This window comes from Massilia sp. Root351, from assembly GCF_001425045.1.
Classification (GTDB): domain Bacteria; phylum Pseudomonadota; class Gammaproteobacteria; order Burkholderiales; family Burkholderiaceae_D; genus Rugamonas.
The window spans coordinates 222,049-239,469 of the sequence record NZ_LMDJ01000002.1 but is presented as its reverse complement, the minus strand read 5'-3'; the positions used below and the strand labels follow the sequence as shown (position 1 = coordinate 239,469).

Genomic DNA, 17,421 nt, shown 5'->3' with positions numbered 1-17,421 from the left:
CCCCGAATGGGGGGGATTGCGGCTCAGGCTGGCTGGCGGGTGAGGGGGCAGACCAGGGGGAGGAATTGCTGGCGGCGGGCGGAGTAGGCCATCAGGGCGCCGCTTTCGATGTCGAAGTACCAGCCGTGCAGCTTGAGCTTGCCTTCGTCGACGCGGCGCTTGATCCAGGGGTAGGTCAGCAGGTTGTCCAGCGAATGCAGGATGCTGGCCAGCTCGCAGGCTTTGTGCTGCTCGTCCGGGCCGCGGTGGCCCAGCGTCTGCCGCACTTCGCGCGCCACCGGTTCGGCAATCTTCATCCACCGCCCCACGAAGTCGGTCTCGGCCACCGGCTGGCGCGGCCCCATCAGGGCGCGGATGCCGCCGCAGCGCGCGTGCCCCAGCACGATCACCCGCTCCACCTCCAGGTTGCATACGGCGAACTCGATCGCCGAGCTCACCCCCGGCGGCGCGTCCGGCGTGCACGGCGGCACCAGGTTGGCGATGTTGCGCACCACGAACAGGTCGCCCGGGTCGCTGCCCGTCAGCAGCATCGGGTCGACCCGCGAGTCGCAGCAGCCGATCAGCAAGGTGCCCGGCGTCTGCCGCGCGCGCAGGCTGTCGTACAGCCCGTGGGTGTCGCCGAAGTAGCGCTGCTGGAAGCGGCCGAAGCCTTGTACGAATTTTTCGATGTCTTGCATGGCGCCCTCCTCAGCCCGCGCACAGGCGCAGCGCGGCCTGGTCCAGGATCGCCACCCTGCGCCCCTTGAACGCGATCAGCTGGCGCGCGCTCAACTCTGCCATGATGCGCGAGAAGTGCTCCGGCGTGAGGCTCAGCCGCGACGCCAGCACAGCCTTCGACACCGGCAGCGTGAGCGACACCTCCCCCGCCGCTTCCTGCGCCGGCTGCTTGAGCAGGAAGGCAGCCACGCGCTCGGTGCCCGAGCGCAGCGCGTACGACTCGAGGTCGGACATCAGGCTGTGCATGCGCTGGCTCAGTCCTGCCAGCATCTTGCAGGCGAACGCCGGCGCGTTTTCAATTTCGCGGTAGATGGCCGGCTTGGCCACGTGCAGCAGCAGGCTGTCTTCCGTCGCCTGCGCGGTGACGATGTAGGGGCTGTTCATGAACATCAGCGCTTCGCCGAAGCTGTGGCCCGGCCCGATCAGTTCGATCACTTTCTCGGCCCCGTGCGCCGAGTGGAACGCCAGCTTCACGCGGCCGTACAGCACCACGTGGAAGCCGCTGCACGGGTCGCCGCGCTGGAAGATCAGGTCGCCCCGCTCCACCCGCAGCTCGGTGCAGCCCAGCGCGATGCGGTCCAGCTCTTCTTCCTGCAGGGTGTTAAACAGCGGCACCCGCGACAGGAAGGTTTGGGGCTTGATTTTGTTACGGTCCATATTGGTCTCCTGCGCCGCCTCAAATGGTCGCGGAATAGCGCCGGGGCGGCGGGCCGGTTTCGGCCTGTTCATGCAGATAGCGGTCGAACACCATGCAGATGTTGCGGATCAGCAGGCGCCCGCGCAGTTTGACTTTCACGCCTTTGCTGCCGAGGCAAAGCAGGCCCTGCTCCTCCAGCGGCTTCAGGCGCTCCAGCTCGGCGGCAAAATAGCCCGCCGCGCCGCCGGGCGCGTCCAGCCCGGTGAGATCGAGCGCCGCGAAATCCAGCGCAAAGTCGCACATCAGCTTCCCGATCACGCTGCGCCGCAGGCAGTCGTCCGCGTCCAGCGCGACCCCGCGCGCCACCGGCAGGCGCCCTTCATCCAGCGCCGCATAGTAGGCCGACAGCGTCTTCTCGTTCTGGCTGTAGCAGCCGCCCACCTGGCTGATGGCCGACACGCCCAGCGCCACCATATCGCTCTCGGCGTGCGTGGAATAGCCCTGGAAATTGCGCTGCAGCCGCCCTTCCCGCTGGCTGCGCGCCAGGTCGTCCTGCGGCAGCGCAAAGTGGTCCATGCCGATGTAGACGTAGCCTGCGGCCGTGAGCCGCTCGATGCACAGCGCCAGCATGGCCAGCTTGGTCTCCGGGTCCGGCAGCGCGGCCGCATCGATCAGGCTTTGCGATTTGAACAGGTGCGGCAGGTGGGCGTAGTTGTACAGCGCCAGCCGGTCCGGCTTCAGGCCGATCACCTGCTCCAGCGTGACGGCCATGCTGTCCGGACTCTGGCACGGCAGGCCGTAGATCAGGTCCACGCTGACGGAACGGAAGCCGGCCGCGCGCGCAGCGGCCAGCACGCCGGCGGTCTGCCCGTAGGGCTGGATGCGGTTGACGGCGCGCTGCACCGCCGGGTCGAAGTCCTGGATGCCCAGGCTGACCCGGTTGAATCCCTGGCGCCGCAGCACATGCATGCGTTCGGGCGTGACGGTGCGCGGGTCGATCTCGACCGAGAATTCGCCTTCCTCGTCGGAGGCGAACGCGAACCGGCGGCGCAAACAGGCCAGCAGGCCGTCCATCTGGGCGTCGTCCAGGTAGGTGGGGGTGCCGCCGCCGAAGTGCAGCTGCTCGACCCGGTTCATGCCGGCGAACAGCGCGCCTTGCAGGCCGATCTCCCGCTCCAGGTAGTCCAGGTACTGCACCGCCTTGCCGCGGTCCTGCGTGATGATCTTGTTGCAGCCGCAGTAGTAGCACAGCGACTGGCAGAACGGGATGTGCACGTACAGCGACAGCCCGCGCGCCTGCCCTGCTTCGGCTTCGGCGCGGCGCGCCGCCACGCCGCTGCGGTAGTCCGCCTCGCCGAAGGCGGACTGGAAGCGGTCCGCACTCGGGTAAGAGGTGTAGCGCGGCCCGGCCTGGGTCAGGCGGCGCACCAGCGCCGCGTCGAACTCGACCGAGGGGGTGATGGGAATGGTTAGCATGGCATGGCCGCGTTTTTGCGTGCGTAGCACCACCAGGTGAGCGCGATGCAGCTGACGTAGAAGCCGATGAAGCACCACAGGGCCGCGCCGGGGCCGCCGGTCAGGGCGATCGAGGTGCCGTAGCTCTTGGGGATGAAGAAGGCGCCGTAGGCGGCCACCGCCGAGGTGAAGCCCAGCACCGCTGCGCCTTCCTTGTTCGCTTCGATCACGGCCTGCTCCTGCACGGCCTTGGGCTGGCCCGCGGCGGCGCGCTGGCGCTCGGTGAGGAAGATCACGGGGATCATGCGGAACGTCGAGGCGTTGCCCACGCCGGTGCCGGCGAACAGCAGCATGAACATCCAGAAGAAGCCGTTGAAGTTGCCGGCCACGCCCTCGTGCGGCAGGAACTGCAGCACGCCGTACACGGCCAGTATCATGCCGGCGAAGGTCCACACGGTGACGCGCGCGCCGCCCAGCTTGTCGGAGATGATGCCGCCCACCACGCGGGCCAACGCGCCCACCAGCGGGCCGAGGAAGGCGTACTGCAGCGGGTTCACGTCCGGGAACTGGGTCTTGATCAGCAGCGGGAAGCCGGCCGAGTAGCCGATGAAGGAGCCGAAGCTGCCGGTGTAGAGCCAGCACATGAGCCAGTTATGCTTGCGCTTGAAGATCACGGCCTGGTCGGCGAAGGACGCCTTGGCAGAGGCCAGGTCGTTCATGCCGAACCATGCCAGCAGGCTGCTGACGACGATGAACGGTACCCAGATGAAGCCTGCGTTCTGCAGCCACATGGTGGTGCTCTGGCCATTCTTGACGGCGGTCTGCGCCTCGCCGCCGATGGCGCCGAACACGCCCATGGTGATCACCAGCGGCACCACGAACTGCACCGCCGACACCCCGAGGTTGCCCAGGCCGGCGTTCATGCCCAGCGCGTAGCCTTTTTGCGATTTGGGGAAGAAGAAGCTGATGTTGGCCATGGAGGAGGCGAAATTGCCGCCGCCCAGGCCGCACAGCAGCGCCAGCACCAGCATGGTCGGATAGCCGGTGTTTACGTCCTGCACCGCGTAGCCGATGCCGATGGCCGGGATCAGCAGCGAGGCGGTGGAGATGGTGGTCCACTTGCGCCCGCCGAAGATGGGCACCATGAAGGAATAGAAGATGCGCAAGGTGGCGCCGGACAGGCCGGGCAGCGCGGTCAGCCAGAACAGCTGGTTGGTGCTGTACTGGAAGCCGATGGCCGGCAGGTTGACCACCACCACGCTCCACACCATCCACACCGCGAAGGCCAGCGCCAGCGCGGGGATGGAGATCCACAGGTTGCGGTTGGCGGTGTCGCGCCCGCCGTCGCGCCAGAAGGACGGTGCTTCGGGCTCCCAGGTACTGATTAGATATTTGCTCATGATTTCTCCTGAAAACGAGGATTAGGCAGCTTTGGCCAAGGGCGCTTGGGCGGCCGACGGGGTACCGGAGCGGCCAAACGAGTAATGCATGGACACCAGCGAGACGCACACGGTGCCGTACAGCAGCATGAAGGCGCTTGAACGCACGCCGGTCAGGTCCAGCAGCGCGCCGAACATGATGGGCAGCACGAAGCCTCCCAGGCCGCCGGCCAGGCCGACCACGCCGGAGACGGCGCCGATGTTGTCGGCGAATTCATCGCCGATGAACTTGAACACCGAGGCTTTGCCGATGGCCATGGCGATGCCGACCACGAACAGCAGCGCGGTAAACATCCAGGGCGTGAGCGCCAGGTCCATCTGCAGCGGGCCGTTGACGGTCTTGACCACCATCGACGTTGGCGGATAGGACAGCAGGAAGAAGCACACCCAGCACACCCACATCACCCACCAGGTGACCTGATAGGCGCCGTAGCGGTCCGAGATCCAGCCGCCCAGCGCGCGCAGCACGCCGCCCGGCAGCGAGAAGCAGGCCGCCAGCAGCGCGGCCAGCCGCAGGTCGAAGCCGTATTCGGCCACGTAGTATTTGGTCATCCACAGCGCCAGGCCGACGTAGCCGCCGAACACCACCGAGTAGTACTGGCAGTAGCGCCACACGCGGCGGTCCTTGAGCACCTTCATCTGCTGGGCGAAACTGACCGTGCCGGCCACGTTGTGCGAGGGATCGGTGGCGCTGAACATCCAGAAGGCGATGGCGGTGATCAGCATGCCGGCCGCGTACACGGCGGGCAGCGACTGCCAGCCCCACGCCGCGATGATGGCCGGCGCCACGAACTTGGTCAGCGCGGAGCCGGAGTTGCCGGCGCCGAAAATGCCCATGGCCAGGCCGCGCCGCTCTTTCGGGAACCAGCGCGCCACGTAGGGAGTGCCAACCGAGAAGGAGCCGCCGGCCAGGCCTATCATCAGGCCCAGCGCCAGGAACTGCCAGTACTCGGTGGCCAGGCCGATCAGGTAGATGGCCGGCACGGTGGCCAGCATCAGCAGGAAGAATACGATGCGGCCGCCGTAGCGGTCGCACCAGATCCCCAGCGGCACCCGCACCAGCGAGCCGCTCAGCACGGGCATGGCGGCCAGCAGGCCGAATTGGGTCTCGTTCAGACCCAGCGATTTTTTGATGGGAATGCCGAGCACCGCGAACATCATCCACACCGCGAAGCAGATGGTGAATGCGAACGTGCTGCTGGCCAGCACGCGGACCGCTGTGCCTTCCTTGTTATTGAGTGCCACCTTGGTTCTCCCTGACAGACTATCGGATGACGTCAGGTTACGCGGCGGCGCGGCGCCCCGATATTGGCCGGAGGTGTATCACGGCAAGGCAAAAAGGCTAGCCGCCTCGTCCGAAATGACTAGTCCGGGAATCGGCGACGGTTTGGGGCCGGTCATCGGCACCGCCGCCATCGCCGGCCCCCTGCCCGGCACCAGATCGGCCAGCGTGAGCGCGTCCAGCCGCGCCAGGTAGGCGGCGGTGGCTGCCTCCAGGGCGCCTTTCAGCCCGCAGCAGCCCTGGTGCGCGCACACCTGCCCGGTGGCGCCGAAACAGGCGGCCATGTCGAAACCGGTCTCGGTGCGGCGCACCACTGCGCCGATATTGATGGCGCCCGGCGCCACACCCAGCGTGATGCCGCCGCCGCGCCCGCGCAAGGTGCGCACCAGGCCGCCGCGCGCCAGGTCCATCACCACCTTGCCCAGGTGGTGGCGCGACAGGCCGTGCAGGTCGGCGATGTCCTGGATGGTGGCCGCACTGCCGCCCCGGCGCGCCAGGAACATCAGCGTGCGCAGCGTGTAGTCGGTGTAACTGCTCAATCTCATGGCGGGCTCCCTGGCGTATCTGTTTGCTATTGGCGCCATTATTGCCCCGCCCGGAAAGCCCGGACATAACCCAGATCAAGAAAAGCTGCATTTCATTTGCCTGTTTTGTCGGCCTGGCTAAAAATCGCACTGTCCCAACCAACCATACCGAGGAAACCATGCACGCTACGCGCAAACTCTGGACCTGGCTCGCAGTCATCTGCGCCCTGTCCTTTGCCGTCCTGGGCTGGGTCGGCGCCGAGATTTACCTGGCCGCCCCGCCCATCCCGCAACGAATCGTCAGTACCGAAGGACGCCTGCTCTACTCCGAGGGGCAAGTGCAGCGCGGCCAGCAGGCCTGGCTGGCGGCCGGCGGCCAGCAGCTGGGCACTGTCTGGGGCCACGGCAGCTATGTGGCGCCGGACTGGTCGGCCGACTGGCTGCACCGCGAGGCACTGGCGCTGCGCCAGATCTGGGCCCTGCGCGAGCACAAGGCGCCCTACGAGTCGCTCGGCAAGCCGGCCCAGGCCGCGCTGGACGCGCGCGTGCAGCAGGAAATGCGCAGCAATACGTATGATCCCGGCCGCGGCGCCATCGTGCTCTCGCCGGACCGCGCCGACGCGGTGCAGGAAGTGGCGCGCCACTATACCGGCCTGTTCGGCGACGACCGCGCGCTCGACGCCCTGCGCGAGCAATACGCCATGACAGCCAACTCGCTCACCGATCCGGAAGAACTGGCGGCGCTGCCGGCCTTCGTGTTCTGGTCGGCCTGGGCGGCCGCCACCGACCGTCCCGGCGAAGCGGGCCTGAGCTACACCAGCAACTGGCCGCACGAGCCCCTGGTGGGCAACCGTCCCGGCGCCAGCGCCGGCATCTGGTCGGTGGCCAGCATCGTGCTGATGCTGGGCGCCATCGCCGCCATGGTGATGTTCCATGCGCGCAGCAGCGAGGAAGCCGATCCGGTGCCGGCCAAGGCCGACCCGCTGCTCAAGCTGGCCCCCACGCCGTCCATGCGCGCCACGCGCAAGTACTTCTTCGTGGTGATCGCGCTGATCCTGGTGCAGGTCGCCATGGGCGTCATCACCGCCCACTATGCGGTCGAGGGCCAGAGCTTCTTCGGCCTGCCGCTGGCCGACGTGCTGCCCTTCGTGGTCAGCCGCACCATCCACACCCAGTTCGCGGTGCTGTGGATCGCCACCGCCTGGCTGGCCACCGGCCTGTATATCGCGCCCGCCATTTCGGGGCATGAACCGAAATACCAGAAGCTGGGCGTAAACGTGCTGTTCTACGCGCTGCTGTTCATCGTGGCCGGGTCCACCGTCAGCGGCTGGCTGGGCACCCTGCAGCACAGGGGCAGCGCCTTTGCCTTCTGGCTCGGCAACCAGGGCCTGGAGTTCACCAGCATGGGCCGCATCTGGCAGATCCTGTTGTTCGTCGGCCTGCTGTTCTGGGTCACGCTGCTGGGCCGCGCGCTGTGGCCGGCGCTGAAGAAGCCGTCCGACAGCCGCGGCCTGATTGTCATGGTGTTCCTGTCGGCGCTGTGCATCGGCGGCTTCTATGCCACTTCGCTTACCTGGGGCCGCAGCACCCACTACTCGATGGTTGAATACTGGCGCTGGTGGCTGGTGCACCTGTGGGTGGAAGGCTTCTTCGAAGTGTTCGCCACGGCCGTCATCGCCCTGCTGTTCACCCGCCTGGGCCTGATCCGCGCGGCGGCCGCCAACAGCGCCATCGTGCTGGAGACCATCGTGTTCCTGTTCGGCGGCATCCTGGGCACCCTGCACCACCTGTACTTCACCGGCACGCCTACCTTCGTCATCGCCATCGGCTCCATGTTCTCCGCGCTGGAAGTGGTGCCGCTGTCCATGCTCGGCATCGAAGCCTGGCGCAACTACCAGCGCAGCAAGGCCGCGCCGTGGGTCTCCAGCTACCGCTGGGCCATCCTGTGCTTCATCGCCGTGGGCTTCTGGAACACGGTGGGCGCCGGCCTGCTGGGCTTTGCCATCAACACCCCGATCGCGCTGTACTACATGCAGGGCCTGAACATGACCGCCGCCCACGGCCACGCCGCGCTGTTTGGCGTGTACGGCATGCTCGGCATCGGACTGCTGCTGTTCTGCCTGCGCGGCATGAGCGAGCGCGCCGCCTGGTCGGACCGCCTGCTCAGCCCCATGTTCTGGTGCCTGAACATCGGCCTGGCCATGATGGTGTTCCTGTCGCTGGCGCCGGCCGGCGTCTACCAGGCCTGGGCCAGCATCAGCACCGGCATGTGGTTCGCCCGTTCGCCTGAAGTGGTGCACTCGCCGCTGATGGAAACCCTGGTCTGGATGCGCGTGCCAGGCGACGTGGTGTTCGCAGCCGGCACGCTGTTCCTGGCGCTGTTCGCATGGCGCCTGCTGCGCGCCGGCCAGCCGCGCGCCGCCGTGGCGGCACCCGGCGCCGCCGCGGTCCGCCAGTCCTGATCCCGTAACGATTTCGCAAGCCCGGGGGCGCTATGCCGCCCCCCTTCAACTTCAAGGAGTTTCGCCATGCCCCACGATTGTTCCGCTCCCACCGCCACCGGCATCTATCCTTTTGACGCGCGCGGCGTGTCCAAGCGTTTCCGCCATGCCGCCATCTTCGGCGCGCTGCAATCCCTGCAGCCCGGCGAGGTGATGCGCTTCTGTAACGACCATGACCCGCTGCCGCTGCTGCGCCAGATCGACCAGGTCTTCGGCCCCCGCGTGCGCGCCGCCTATGTATCCCGCACGCCGGGCGAGATACTGATCGACTTCCTGATCGTGGCAGAATGAGGCAATGAGGGACGACGAATGATGGACTACCATGTGCTCAAGCTGATACACGTCAGCTGCGTCGCCGCCAGCGTCAGCCTGTTCCTGCTGCGCGGCGCCGGCATGTGGTGCGGCGCCGCCTGGACCGCACAGCGCTGGACGCGCACCGTACCGCCGCTGATCGACACCCTGCTGCTGGCCAGCGCCGTCACGCTGGCCTGGACCAGCGGCCAGTCGCCGCTGGTCCAGCCCTGGCTGTCCGCCAAGCTCGGCGCCGTGGCGCTCTACATCGTTCTCGGCGCCTTCGCGCTCAAGCGCGCCCGCACCCGCACCGGCCGGCGCGCCGCCCTGCTGGCCGCCACGGCCACGCTGGCCTACATCATCGCGGTCGCCGTCACCAAGCAGGCCTGGCCACTGTAACGCCGCTGTAGGACCGGTCTTAAGCCAGATCAAGAAATTCAAAAACAGCGCCCGCAGCTGTTGACCCCACTACATACAGTGCCTAATCTGAGCACTCACACCACATCTAGTAGCCAAGGAGGACATGTGCTCTTCGCATCACCCCATACCAGCATCATCAAGCGCGACGGCGCCGGCCAGCCCTTCGACCCGGCCAAGATTCACTCGGCGCTGCGCCGTGCGGGGGAAGCCAGCGGCGAATTCGACGCCGCCACGGCGGCCCAGCTGACCCAGCTGGTGCTCACCTACCTCGGCACCCAGCGGCAGGCCGCGCCTGGCGCCGCGCATGGCCTCTCGCAAGATAGCCCGCTGGATGTCGAGAACGTGCAGGACCAGGTGGAGCGCGCACTGTACGAGAGCGGCAACCGCGCCACGCTGCGCGCCTTCATCGTCTACCGCGAACAGCACCGCCGCCTGCGCCAGGACCGCAGCTCGCTGGTGGACGTCGTAGCCTCGGTCAACGAGTACCTGAACCGCCAGGACTGGCGCGTGAACGCCAATGCCAACCAGGGCTACTCGCTGGGCGGCCTGATACTGAACGTGTCCGGCAAGGTGATCGCCAACTACTGGCTGGACCACGTCTACCCGCCGGCCGTCGGCCAGGCCCACCGCGAAGCGGACCTGCATATCCACGATCTCGACATGCTGGCCGGCTACTGCGCCGGCTGGTCGCTGCGCACCCTGCTCAACGAAGGCCTGAACGGCGTGCCGGGCAAGGTGGAGTCGGCCCCGCCGCGCCACATGTCCAGCGCCATCGGCCAGATCGTCAACTTCCTCGGCACCTTGCAGAACGAATGGGCCGGCGCGCAGGCCTTCAGTTCCTTCGACACCTACATGGCGCCTTTCGTGCGCAACGACGGCCTGGATTACGCCGCCGTGAAGCAAGCCATGCAGGAACTGATCTACAACCTCAACGTGCCTTCGCGCTGGGGCACCCAGACGCCGTTTACCAACCTGACTTTCGACTGGGTTTGTCCGGAAGACCTGCGCGGGCAGATCCCGCACATCGCCGGCCAGCCCATGCCATTCAGCTACGGCGAACTGCAGGCCGAGATGGACATGATCAACCGCGCCTATATCGAAGTCATGATGGCGGGCGACGCCAAGGGCCGCGCCTTCACCTTCCCCATCCCGACCTACAACATCACGCCCGACTTCGACTGGCACAGCCCGAACGCCGAGCTGCTGTTCGAAATGACGGCGCGCTACGGCCTGCCCTATTTCCAGAACTTCATCAACTCGGAACTGAAGCCGAACATGATACGGTCCATGTGCTGCCGCCTGCAGCTGGACCTGCGCGAACTGCTCAAGCGCGGCAACGGCCTGTTTGGCTCGGCCGAGCAGACCGGGTCGCTGGGCGTGGTCACCATCAACTGCGCGCGCCTGGGCTATCTGCACCGGGGCGACGAGGCCGCGCTGCTGGCCGCGCTCGATGTGCTGCTCGAGCTGGGCAAGCAAAGCCTGGAGATCAAGCGCAAGGTGATACAGCGCCACATGGACAACGGCCTGTTCCCGTACACCAAGCGCTACCTGGGCACGCTGCGCAACCACTTCTCCACGCTGGGCGTAAACGGCGTCAACGAGATGATACGCAACTTCAGCGCCGGCGCGGACGACATCACCTCCGAGGCAGGCCGCGCCTTCGCCCTGCGCCTGCTGGACCACGTGCGCGCGCGCATGCTGGAATTCCAGGAGGAGACCGGCCATATGTACAACCTGGAAGCCACGCCGGCCGAGGGCACCACCTACCGCTTCGCGCGCGAAGACCGCAAGCGCTATCCAGACATCCTGCAGGCCGGCACGCCGGACATGCCCTACTACACCAACTCCTCGCAACTGCCGGTCGGCTACACGGACGATCCCTTCGAGGCGCTGGAGCAGCAGGATGCGCTGCAGCGCAAGTACACCGGCGGCACCGTGCTGCACCTGTACATGACGGAAGCGCTGTCCAGCGCGGACGCCTGCCGCACGCTGGTGAAGCGCTCGCTGAGCCGCTTCGGCCTGCCCTACATCACGGTCACGCCCACGTTCTCGATCTGCCCCAAGCACGGCTACCTGAGCGGACGCCATCCCTTCTGTCCCAAGTGCGACGATGACCTCATCGCACGCAAACTGGCCGCCTGAGGCCCCGATTTTACCCACCACTGAAAAGGAAGACCATGCAAGCTACCAACAACGCCATCGCCACCACCGGCAACCTGATGCTGGACGACAGCGAGCGCCAGCCGTGCGAAATCTGGACCCGCGTGATGGGCTACCACCGTCCGCTGTCGTCCTTCAACATCGGCAAGCAGGGCGAGTTCCACGAGCGCCAGTATTTCACCGAAGCGGCGTCGCACTAAGATGGACGGCGGACAGCTGAACGTGGGCGGCTTTACGCCGTTCTCGGCCACCGACTATCCCGGCCAGCTGGCCGCCGTGGTGTTCGTGCAGGGCTGCGCCTGGCGTTGCGGCTACTGCCACAATCCCGAGCTGCAAGCGCGCCCGCGCACCAGCCCCCTCTCCTGGCCACGGCTGCTGGAACGGCTGGAAGGACGCGCCGGCCTGCTGGACGCGGTGGTTTTCAGCGGCGGCGAGCCGACCACCGACCCGGCGCTGCCGGCCGCCATCGCGCAGGTGCGCGCGCTCGGCTTCAAGGTGGGGCTGCACACGGCCTGCATCTACCCGGAGCGGCTAAGGCGCGTGCTGCCGCTGCTGGACTGGATCGGTTTTGACGTGAAGGCGCCGTTCGAGGACTACGCCAGCGTGACCGGCGTGCCCGGCAGCGGACGCCAGGCGGAGCAATGCGTGCGCGCCATCCTGGACAGCGGCGTGGCGTACGAGTGCCGCACCACGGCGCATTCCGGCCTGTTGCCGCCCGCCTCGCTGGAACGGCTGGCAGCCACGCTGGCGGACATGGGCGTGCAACACTATGTGCTGCAGCAGTTCCGCGCCACCGGCTGCCGCGATGCCGCACTCAATCTTCAGGCGCTGCCGGGATATCCCGACGAGGCGCTGGCCTCCCGCATGGCGCCGCTGTTTCCGCGCTTTATGCTGAGGCAGGCGCACTAGCCTCGGACGGCGCAGGCGGGTTAGCACGCAGTGCCTAACCCGCCAAAGCAAGCTCACCCCGCCGCCTGCAGGCGTTTCACGCCCGCCACGAAGCGCGCCAGCGTATCGGACTGCGCCCCCTTCGGCAGCATGGCTTCAATCAGCTGGAAGCGCCCGCGCGTAGCCAGCGCCTTGTCCAGCGCCTGCCTGAGCTGCGCGCGCGATTCGACGCGGTAGCCATCCCCGCCCAGCGCCGCCGCCATGTCGGCGAAGCGCCAGTCGCTCAGATCGTTGTAGCGCGCTTCCGGCTGGAAGGCGCGCAGCATCTCCCAGCCGCAGTTGTTGAACACGATGACCACCGGGTCCCAACCATAGCGCTGGCAGTTGCCCAGCTCCCAGCCCGTCATCTGGAAAGCGCCGTCGCCCACCAGTACCAGCGGCCGCCGTCCGGCCGACGCCTGCAGACCCAGCCCGGCCGGCACGCCGTAGCCCATGGTGGCGTAATAGCCCGGCGCCAGCAGCCCGCCGCCGTCGATATCGAGTGCGGTAAAAAAGCAGTCGCCGATATCGGACACGATGGGCATTGGCCCGGCCTGGGCCAGCGCGTCGTTGACCGCGCGCGCGATGTCCATCGGCGCCACCGGCCCGCCATCCGCGCGCAGCTCGCGCGGATAGCGCACCGGCTGCTGCGGCGGCGCCTGCGCCGCGACCGGGGCGCCTTGGGCAAGCAAGGCGTCGATCAGCGCTTCCAGCGGAATGCCTGGATAGACGTGATGGCCCAGCGCCACCTGGCCGTCGAGCGCCTGGATGCTGCCGCGCATGTCGATCTTGCGCGCAGAGACGCCGAAATTGGTATCCGACAGCAGCACGCCCAGCATCAGCAGCGCATCGGCCTCCTCGACCGCGCGCGTAACGGCCGGATCGCCCGCCACGCCGAGATAGGTTCCCAGCAGCGGCGCGTCCTCGTCAGCCAGCAGGCCGCGCCCCATGATCGTGGTGGCCACCGGCACGCGCAGCAGCTGCGCCAGGCGCGCCACCTTGTGCTCGATCCCGTAGCGCCGTATCTCGATGCCGACCAGCAGCAGCGGCCGGCGAGCATCCGAGAGCCGCCGCAGCACTTCGGCGGCGCAGGCGCGCACGGCGTCCGGATCGGCTGCCGGCGGCGGCAGCACCGGCACCGGCGCGCAAGGCGCCGCCACCATGTCGCGCGGCAGCTCGATGTACACGGGGCGCGACTGCGCCACGCAGTTCGCCAGCGCGCGGGCAATCAGCGCCGGCGCTTCGGCGGCGTTGTCGAGCACCACCTGGTCGCAGGTGATCTCGCGGAAGATGGCCAACTGCGAATCGAGGCTGCGGGTCTGGTGGTGCAGCAGGAAGCCGTTGCTGCGCTCACGGGCGCCCGGTGCGCCGGAAATGACCACCAGCGGCACCTTCTCGGCGTAGGAAGCGGCCACCGCGTTGACCATGTTGAGCGCACCGGCGCCGTAGGTGATGACGGCCACGCCCAGGCCGCCGCCGTAGCGCGCGGCCGCGTCGGCGGCGAAGCCGACGCCGGGTTCGTGGCTGAGGGTGTACAGCGGCAGCGCGGCCGCTTGCTCAGCCTGCTGGAAGAACGGCAGCACGAAGTCGCCCGGCAGGCCGAACAGCTCGCGCGCACCGTACGCCTTGAGCGCCTGCAGCAGGGAGGTGGACAGGTTCATGTGGTAATTTCCTCGATGGTGTTCGGCTCGGCGTCCATGGCCTCGGACCGGGGCGCCAGCATGGCCTCGACCGCGCGCGCCACGCGCACCGCTTGCTGCGGGTCGTGGCGGGTGTGGTATTTCTTCTTTACGCCCATCTGCGGCAGCAGTACATGGTGGGTGGCTTCGATGCCGTGCTGCGCCAGGCAATGCCGCACGCACGCCAGCGCGCAGCCGTCGATGGCAATGATGGTGCGGCCCGACCTGGCCAGCCGCACCAGCGGCGCGACGCCGCCGCCGACACCGGCGATGCAGGACATTTCCGCGCTGCCCCGGCTATCCAGCTCCAGCGCGGCGGCGTTGGCCGTCTGTGCGGCGCTGGAACAGCCGGAACACGAATACACCAGCGGCAGCGCCGCGTCTTTGTGGCTCATGATGCCCTCCTAGTTGATTGTGGCTAGCGGAGGCCGGACTTCCCGAACCGGCCCAGGTTGCGCAGCCAGGCCAGCACTGCGTGCCGCGCCGCCTCCGGCAGCGGTGTGTCGATTGCGTCCAGCGTGTTCTTCACGAGCAGCCCCAGCTCGGTGTCGCCCGACATGGACAGGCGCCGGCTGAAGAACAGCGTGTCGGGGTCTTCCTCGCGGCGGGCCAGCGCCAGCAGGTCGCGCGCGCTGGCGGCGATTTCCAGGTCGGCCGCAGGGCCGCGCGGCAGGCCGGCGAAACGCTCGCCGCGCCATTCATAGTCGAACGACAGCGCGGCGTCGCTGACGGTCAGGCGCAGGCGGCGCCCCAGCAGGCTGGCGCGCACGTCGTCCGGCAGATAGGGCCGTAGCGCGATGTTGAGCGCGGCGGCAAACAGCAGCGAGCCTGGCAGCGGCGGCAGCTTGCCCAGTATTGCCGCCATTGCGGGCGGCAGTGCAGCGGGAGGCAATCCAGGCCCCGCGCCGGATGCGGAACCGGAAGGCGGCAGCGCGCGGCTGGCCGGACCGGTGAAGTGCTTGCGCTCGGCGCCGTTCATGCGGCCTCCGCGTAGTGCTGCGCCAGGCCCGGTTCGCCGTGCCAGTAGCCGTTGCAGGCCGCGCCGGCCGCCAGCGGCAGCAGGCTGTCCGGTGCCGGTTCGGCGCCGCGCCGCAGCGCGTCGAAAGCGGCCAGTACACCCGCCGTACCTTGGGACTGGGGACTGATGCGCAGCACGTCGACGCCCATGGCCTCCAGTTCACCGACCTCGCCGGCCAGGCTGTAGTGCTGGGCCGACTGCGTCTGTGTACCGTTCAACACCAGGAAAGGCTGCTGCTCGCGCGTTTGCATCAGCAGGCCGTCCGGGTGTTCCAGGCAGCTGAACTGGCAATTGTCCTTGGGCAGATTGCGGTTGCGCGCGGTGAAGCAGCGCGCCGAGAACGCCAGCGGCATGCGGCCGTAGGCAAACACCTCGGTCTGCATGCCCTTTGGACGGCCGCGCTGCATGGGCGCCAGCCCGGCCCGTCCCATCTCCAGCGGCATCACCCAGCGCCGCGCGCCCAGGCCGTGCAGCAACTCCAGCGTGGGCACATTGTAGACATTCAGTTGCGGCCCCGCCACGAAGCCGGCGGCAGGCGCGCCTTCGCCGCACAGCAGGTTGACGGCCCCCATGTCGCCAGCCTCGACCTGGTAATGGCCGTTGGCGGCGATGCGGCGCAGCGCGGTCACGTCGGCGCTCGATTCGAGCAGGGCCAGCGTGGACAGCACGACTTCCTTGCCCGCCGCCTCCAGCATGGCGGCAATTGCCAGCCAGTCGGCCAGGCGCAGCTCGTGGCGGCGGGAGCACACGGTTTCACCCAGGTAGACGATGTCGGCAGGACCTGCGGCCACTTCCTCGTAAAAGGCCTGCACGGTGTTCTTGGGCCAGTAGTACAGCAATGGCCCCAGTGCCAGTTTCAGCATGATGTTCCCCTCATTTCCATGCGCGGTGATAGGCGCCCAGCGTGTGCTGCTGGCCTTCCGCCACCTTGTTCAGTTCCGCCATCCAGGCCGGCTTGACGGCGTAGCGCGCCGACGGCGCGCTGCACTGGTCTATCGCTTCGCGCCACACGCGCGTCACTTGCGCCACATAGGCCGGGCTGCGCTGGCGCCCCTCGATCTTCACTGCGCGCACGCCCATCGCCAGCAGCTTGGGCAGCAGCTCCAGGGTATTCAGGCTGGTGGGCTCTTCGACCGCGTAGTAGGTTTCGCCCTCGACGTCGAAGCGGCCCTTGCACAGCGTGGGGTAGCTGGCGTTCTCGCCATCCTGGTAGCGGTCGATCAGCACGCCGTTCAGGCGCGCGTCCAGACCCTGCGGCGACGGCTGCCAGCGCACCGCCTTGGCCGGCGAGCACACGCCGTGCGTGTTGGGCGACTCGCCCGTGACGTAGGAGGACAGCGCGCAGCGCCCCTCCACCATCACGCACAGGCTGCCAAAGCCGAATACCTCGATTTCCACGCCGGTGTTGGCAATCACGTGCTCCACCTGCGCCAGCGACAGCACGCGCGGCAGCACCGCGCGCGCCACGCCGAACTGGCGCTGGTAGAAGTTGATGGCCTCGGCATTGGTGGCCGATCCTTGTACCGAAAGGTGCAGCCGCAGCTCCGGATAGTGGTCGGCGGCGTAGCGCATCAGGCCGGGGTCGGCCAGGATCACCGCGTCGATGCCGGCCTGCGCCGCGCGCGCGATGGCGCCGCGCCACAGGTCGCTGGAGGACGGCTGCGGATAGGTGTTCAGCGCCAGCAGCACTTTGCGTCCGCGCTGGTGGGCATAGGCGATGCCCTGGGCAATGGCGGCGTCGTCGAAATTGAGGCCGGCGAAGTTGCGCGCATTGGTCGCGTCGCGAAAGCCGAGATAGACACAGTCGGCGCCGTTGTCGACGGCCGCCTTCAGCGCAGGCAGGCTGCCTGCGGGGCAAACCAGTTCGATGCCCGCCGCGCCGGTTTGGGCGCCGGCTGCGGCATCATGTGATGCAGTAAGACTCATGGTGTTCGCTTTACGTCAGTGGAGAAACCGGCAGCACGCCGGTGCTGCCGCACTGTAACGCGGGGGCAAGGCGGCAATCCTTGATCTGTATCAAGGAAGAGCGACTTGCGGGAATGTGACAATCGGTGCACCCATTTATGTCTCTGTTTTACGCCTCTCACCCCGCGGAAGAATTCCATGAAAACCAAGCAGAACCTGAACCCCTTGCCCAATGGCCGTGCCGTGCCGCTCGATGTGCGCGGCCTGCCGCCGCCGGAACCCATGCAGCACATCATGGATGCGCTGGAGAACCTGGCGCAGGGCGACGTGCTGCACGTTGCCATGGATCGCGAACCGCATCCGCTGTTCGGAATCCTGGAACGCGACGGCTATCGCCACGAGGGCCACTGGACCGGCGACGGCTACGCCCTGCGCATCTGGCAAGCCTTCGCCTGACGGGTCCCGC

The 17,421-nt window shown here is 67.7% G+C and carries 18 protein-coding genes; 7 read left to right on the top strand and 11 right to left on the bottom strand.

Features of this window, described 5'->3' with window-relative positions; genetic code table 11:
- Positions 1-23: 23 nt before the first annotated feature.
- From ASD15_RS05965 to ASD15_RS05940, 6 genes are all read right to left on the bottom strand, one after another.
- Positions 24-677 carry a carbonic anhydrase gene (locus ASD15_RS05965; protein WP_057153888.1) on the bottom strand — a complete coding sequence of 218 codons (654 nt, stop codon included), beginning with the start codon at positions 675-677 and terminating at the stop codon, positions 24-26.
- A gap of 10 nt (positions 678-687) precedes the next feature.
- A complete protein-coding gene (locus ASD15_RS05960; protein ID WP_057153887.1) occupies positions 688-1,374 on the bottom strand; it encodes a Crp/Fnr family transcriptional regulator in 687 nt (228 codons plus the stop codon).
- 19 nt (positions 1,375-1,393) lie between these two features.
- Positions 1,394-2,830 (bottom strand): oxygen-independent coproporphyrinogen III oxidase, encoded by a 1,437-nt coding sequence (gene hemN / locus ASD15_RS05955; RefSeq protein WP_057153886.1) that lies wholly within the window; start codon positions 2,828-2,830, stop codon positions 1,394-1,396.
- Positions 2,824-4,209, bottom strand: a complete 1,386-nt coding sequence (locus ASD15_RS05950; protein WP_057153885.1) for a NarK family nitrate/nitrite MFS transporter — start codon at positions 4,207-4,209, stop codon at positions 2,824-2,826. Before ASD15_RS05950 ends, hemN begins: the two co-directional genes overlap by 7 nt.
- 21 nt (positions 4,210-4,230) lie before the next feature.
- Entirely contained in the window at positions 4,231-5,493 is a 1,263-nt protein-coding gene (locus ASD15_RS05945) for a nitrate/nitrite transporter (protein WP_057153884.1), read from the bottom strand.
- 78 nt (positions 5,494-5,571) lie between these two features.
- Positions 5,572-6,075, bottom strand: a complete 504-nt coding sequence (locus ASD15_RS05940) for an Rrf2 family transcriptional regulator (protein ID WP_082551600.1) — start codon at positions 6,073-6,075, stop codon at positions 5,572-5,574.
- 158 nt (positions 6,076-6,233) lie between these two features.
- Between ASD15_RS05940 and ASD15_RS05935 the strand changes: the two genes are divergently transcribed.
- The 6 genes from ASD15_RS05935 (at position 6,234) to ASD15_RS05910 (ending at position 12,335) form a co-directional block, all read left to right on the top strand.
- The gene (locus ASD15_RS05935; protein ID WP_057153883.1) at positions 6,234-8,516 is read left to right on the top strand and encodes a nitric-oxide reductase large subunit; all 2,283 of its coding nucleotides are present in this window, start codon (positions 6,234-6,236) and stop codon (positions 8,514-8,516) included.
- Positions 8,517-8,582: 66 nt separating this feature from the next.
- Entirely contained in the window at positions 8,583-8,846 is a 264-nt protein-coding gene (locus ASD15_RS05930) for a DUF2249 domain-containing protein (RefSeq protein WP_057153882.1), read from the top strand.
- 18 nt (positions 8,847-8,864) lie between these two features.
- Positions 8,865-9,245: a SirB2 family protein gene (locus ASD15_RS05925; protein ID WP_229418076.1), complete on the top strand. Its 381-nt coding sequence runs from the start codon at positions 8,865-8,867 to the stop codon at positions 9,243-9,245.
- A gap of 126 nt (positions 9,246-9,371) precedes the next feature.
- Positions 9,372-11,408, top strand: coding sequence for a ribonucleoside triphosphate reductase (locus ASD15_RS05920; RefSeq protein WP_057153881.1), 2,037 nt, complete (start codon positions 9,372-9,374; stop codon positions 11,406-11,408).
- Between the two features lie 35 nt (positions 11,409-11,443).
- Entirely contained in the window at positions 11,444-11,626 is a 183-nt protein-coding gene (gene nrdD / locus ASD15_RS05915; RefSeq protein WP_057153880.1) for an anaerobic ribonucleoside-triphosphate reductase, read from the top strand.
- 1 nt (position 11,627) lies between these two features.
- Positions 11,628-12,335 carry an anaerobic ribonucleoside-triphosphate reductase activating protein gene (locus ASD15_RS05910; RefSeq protein ID WP_057153879.1) on the top strand — a complete coding sequence of 236 codons (708 nt, stop codon included), beginning with the start codon at positions 11,628-11,630 and terminating at the stop codon, positions 12,333-12,335.
- Positions 12,336-12,388: 53 nt separating this feature from the next.
- On the opposite strand, the gene ipdC is transcribed toward ASD15_RS05910, so the two are convergent.
- From ipdC to ASD15_RS05885, 5 genes are read right to left on the bottom strand one after another with little or no spacing between them, the layout of a single operon-like run.
- Positions 12,389-14,014, bottom strand: a complete 1,626-nt coding sequence (ipdC, locus tag ASD15_RS05905) for an indolepyruvate/phenylpyruvate decarboxylase (RefSeq protein ID WP_057153878.1) — start codon at positions 14,012-14,014, stop codon at positions 12,389-12,391.
- Positions 14,011-14,427, bottom strand: coding sequence for a putative zinc-binding protein (locus ASD15_RS05900; protein ID WP_057153877.1), 417 nt, complete (start codon positions 14,425-14,427; stop codon positions 14,011-14,013). The genes ipdC and ASD15_RS05900 overlap by 4 nt, the downstream gene beginning before the upstream one ends.
- Positions 14,428-14,450: 23 nt before the next feature.
- Positions 14,451-15,011, bottom strand: coding sequence for an SCP2 domain-containing protein (locus ASD15_RS33630; RefSeq protein ID WP_082551599.1), 561 nt, complete (start codon positions 15,009-15,011; stop codon positions 14,451-14,453).
- Positions 15,008-15,913 carry a U32 family peptidase gene (locus ASD15_RS05890; protein ID WP_057153876.1) on the bottom strand — a complete coding sequence of 302 codons (906 nt, stop codon included), beginning with the start codon at positions 15,911-15,913 and terminating at the stop codon, positions 15,008-15,010. Before ASD15_RS05890 ends, ASD15_RS33630 begins: the two co-directional genes overlap by 4 nt.
- 10 nt (positions 15,914-15,923) lie before the next feature.
- Positions 15,924-16,976, bottom strand: a complete 1,053-nt coding sequence (locus ASD15_RS05885) for a peptidase U32 family protein (protein ID WP_057153875.1) — start codon at positions 16,974-16,976, stop codon at positions 15,924-15,926.
- A gap of 177 nt (positions 16,977-17,153) precedes the next feature.
- On the opposite strand from ASD15_RS05885, the gene ASD15_RS05880 reads away from it, so the two are divergent.
- Entirely contained in the window at positions 17,154-17,411 is a 258-nt protein-coding gene (locus tag ASD15_RS05880; protein ID WP_057153874.1) for a DUF2249 domain-containing protein, read from the top strand.
- Positions 17,412-17,421 lie beyond the last annotated feature (10 nt).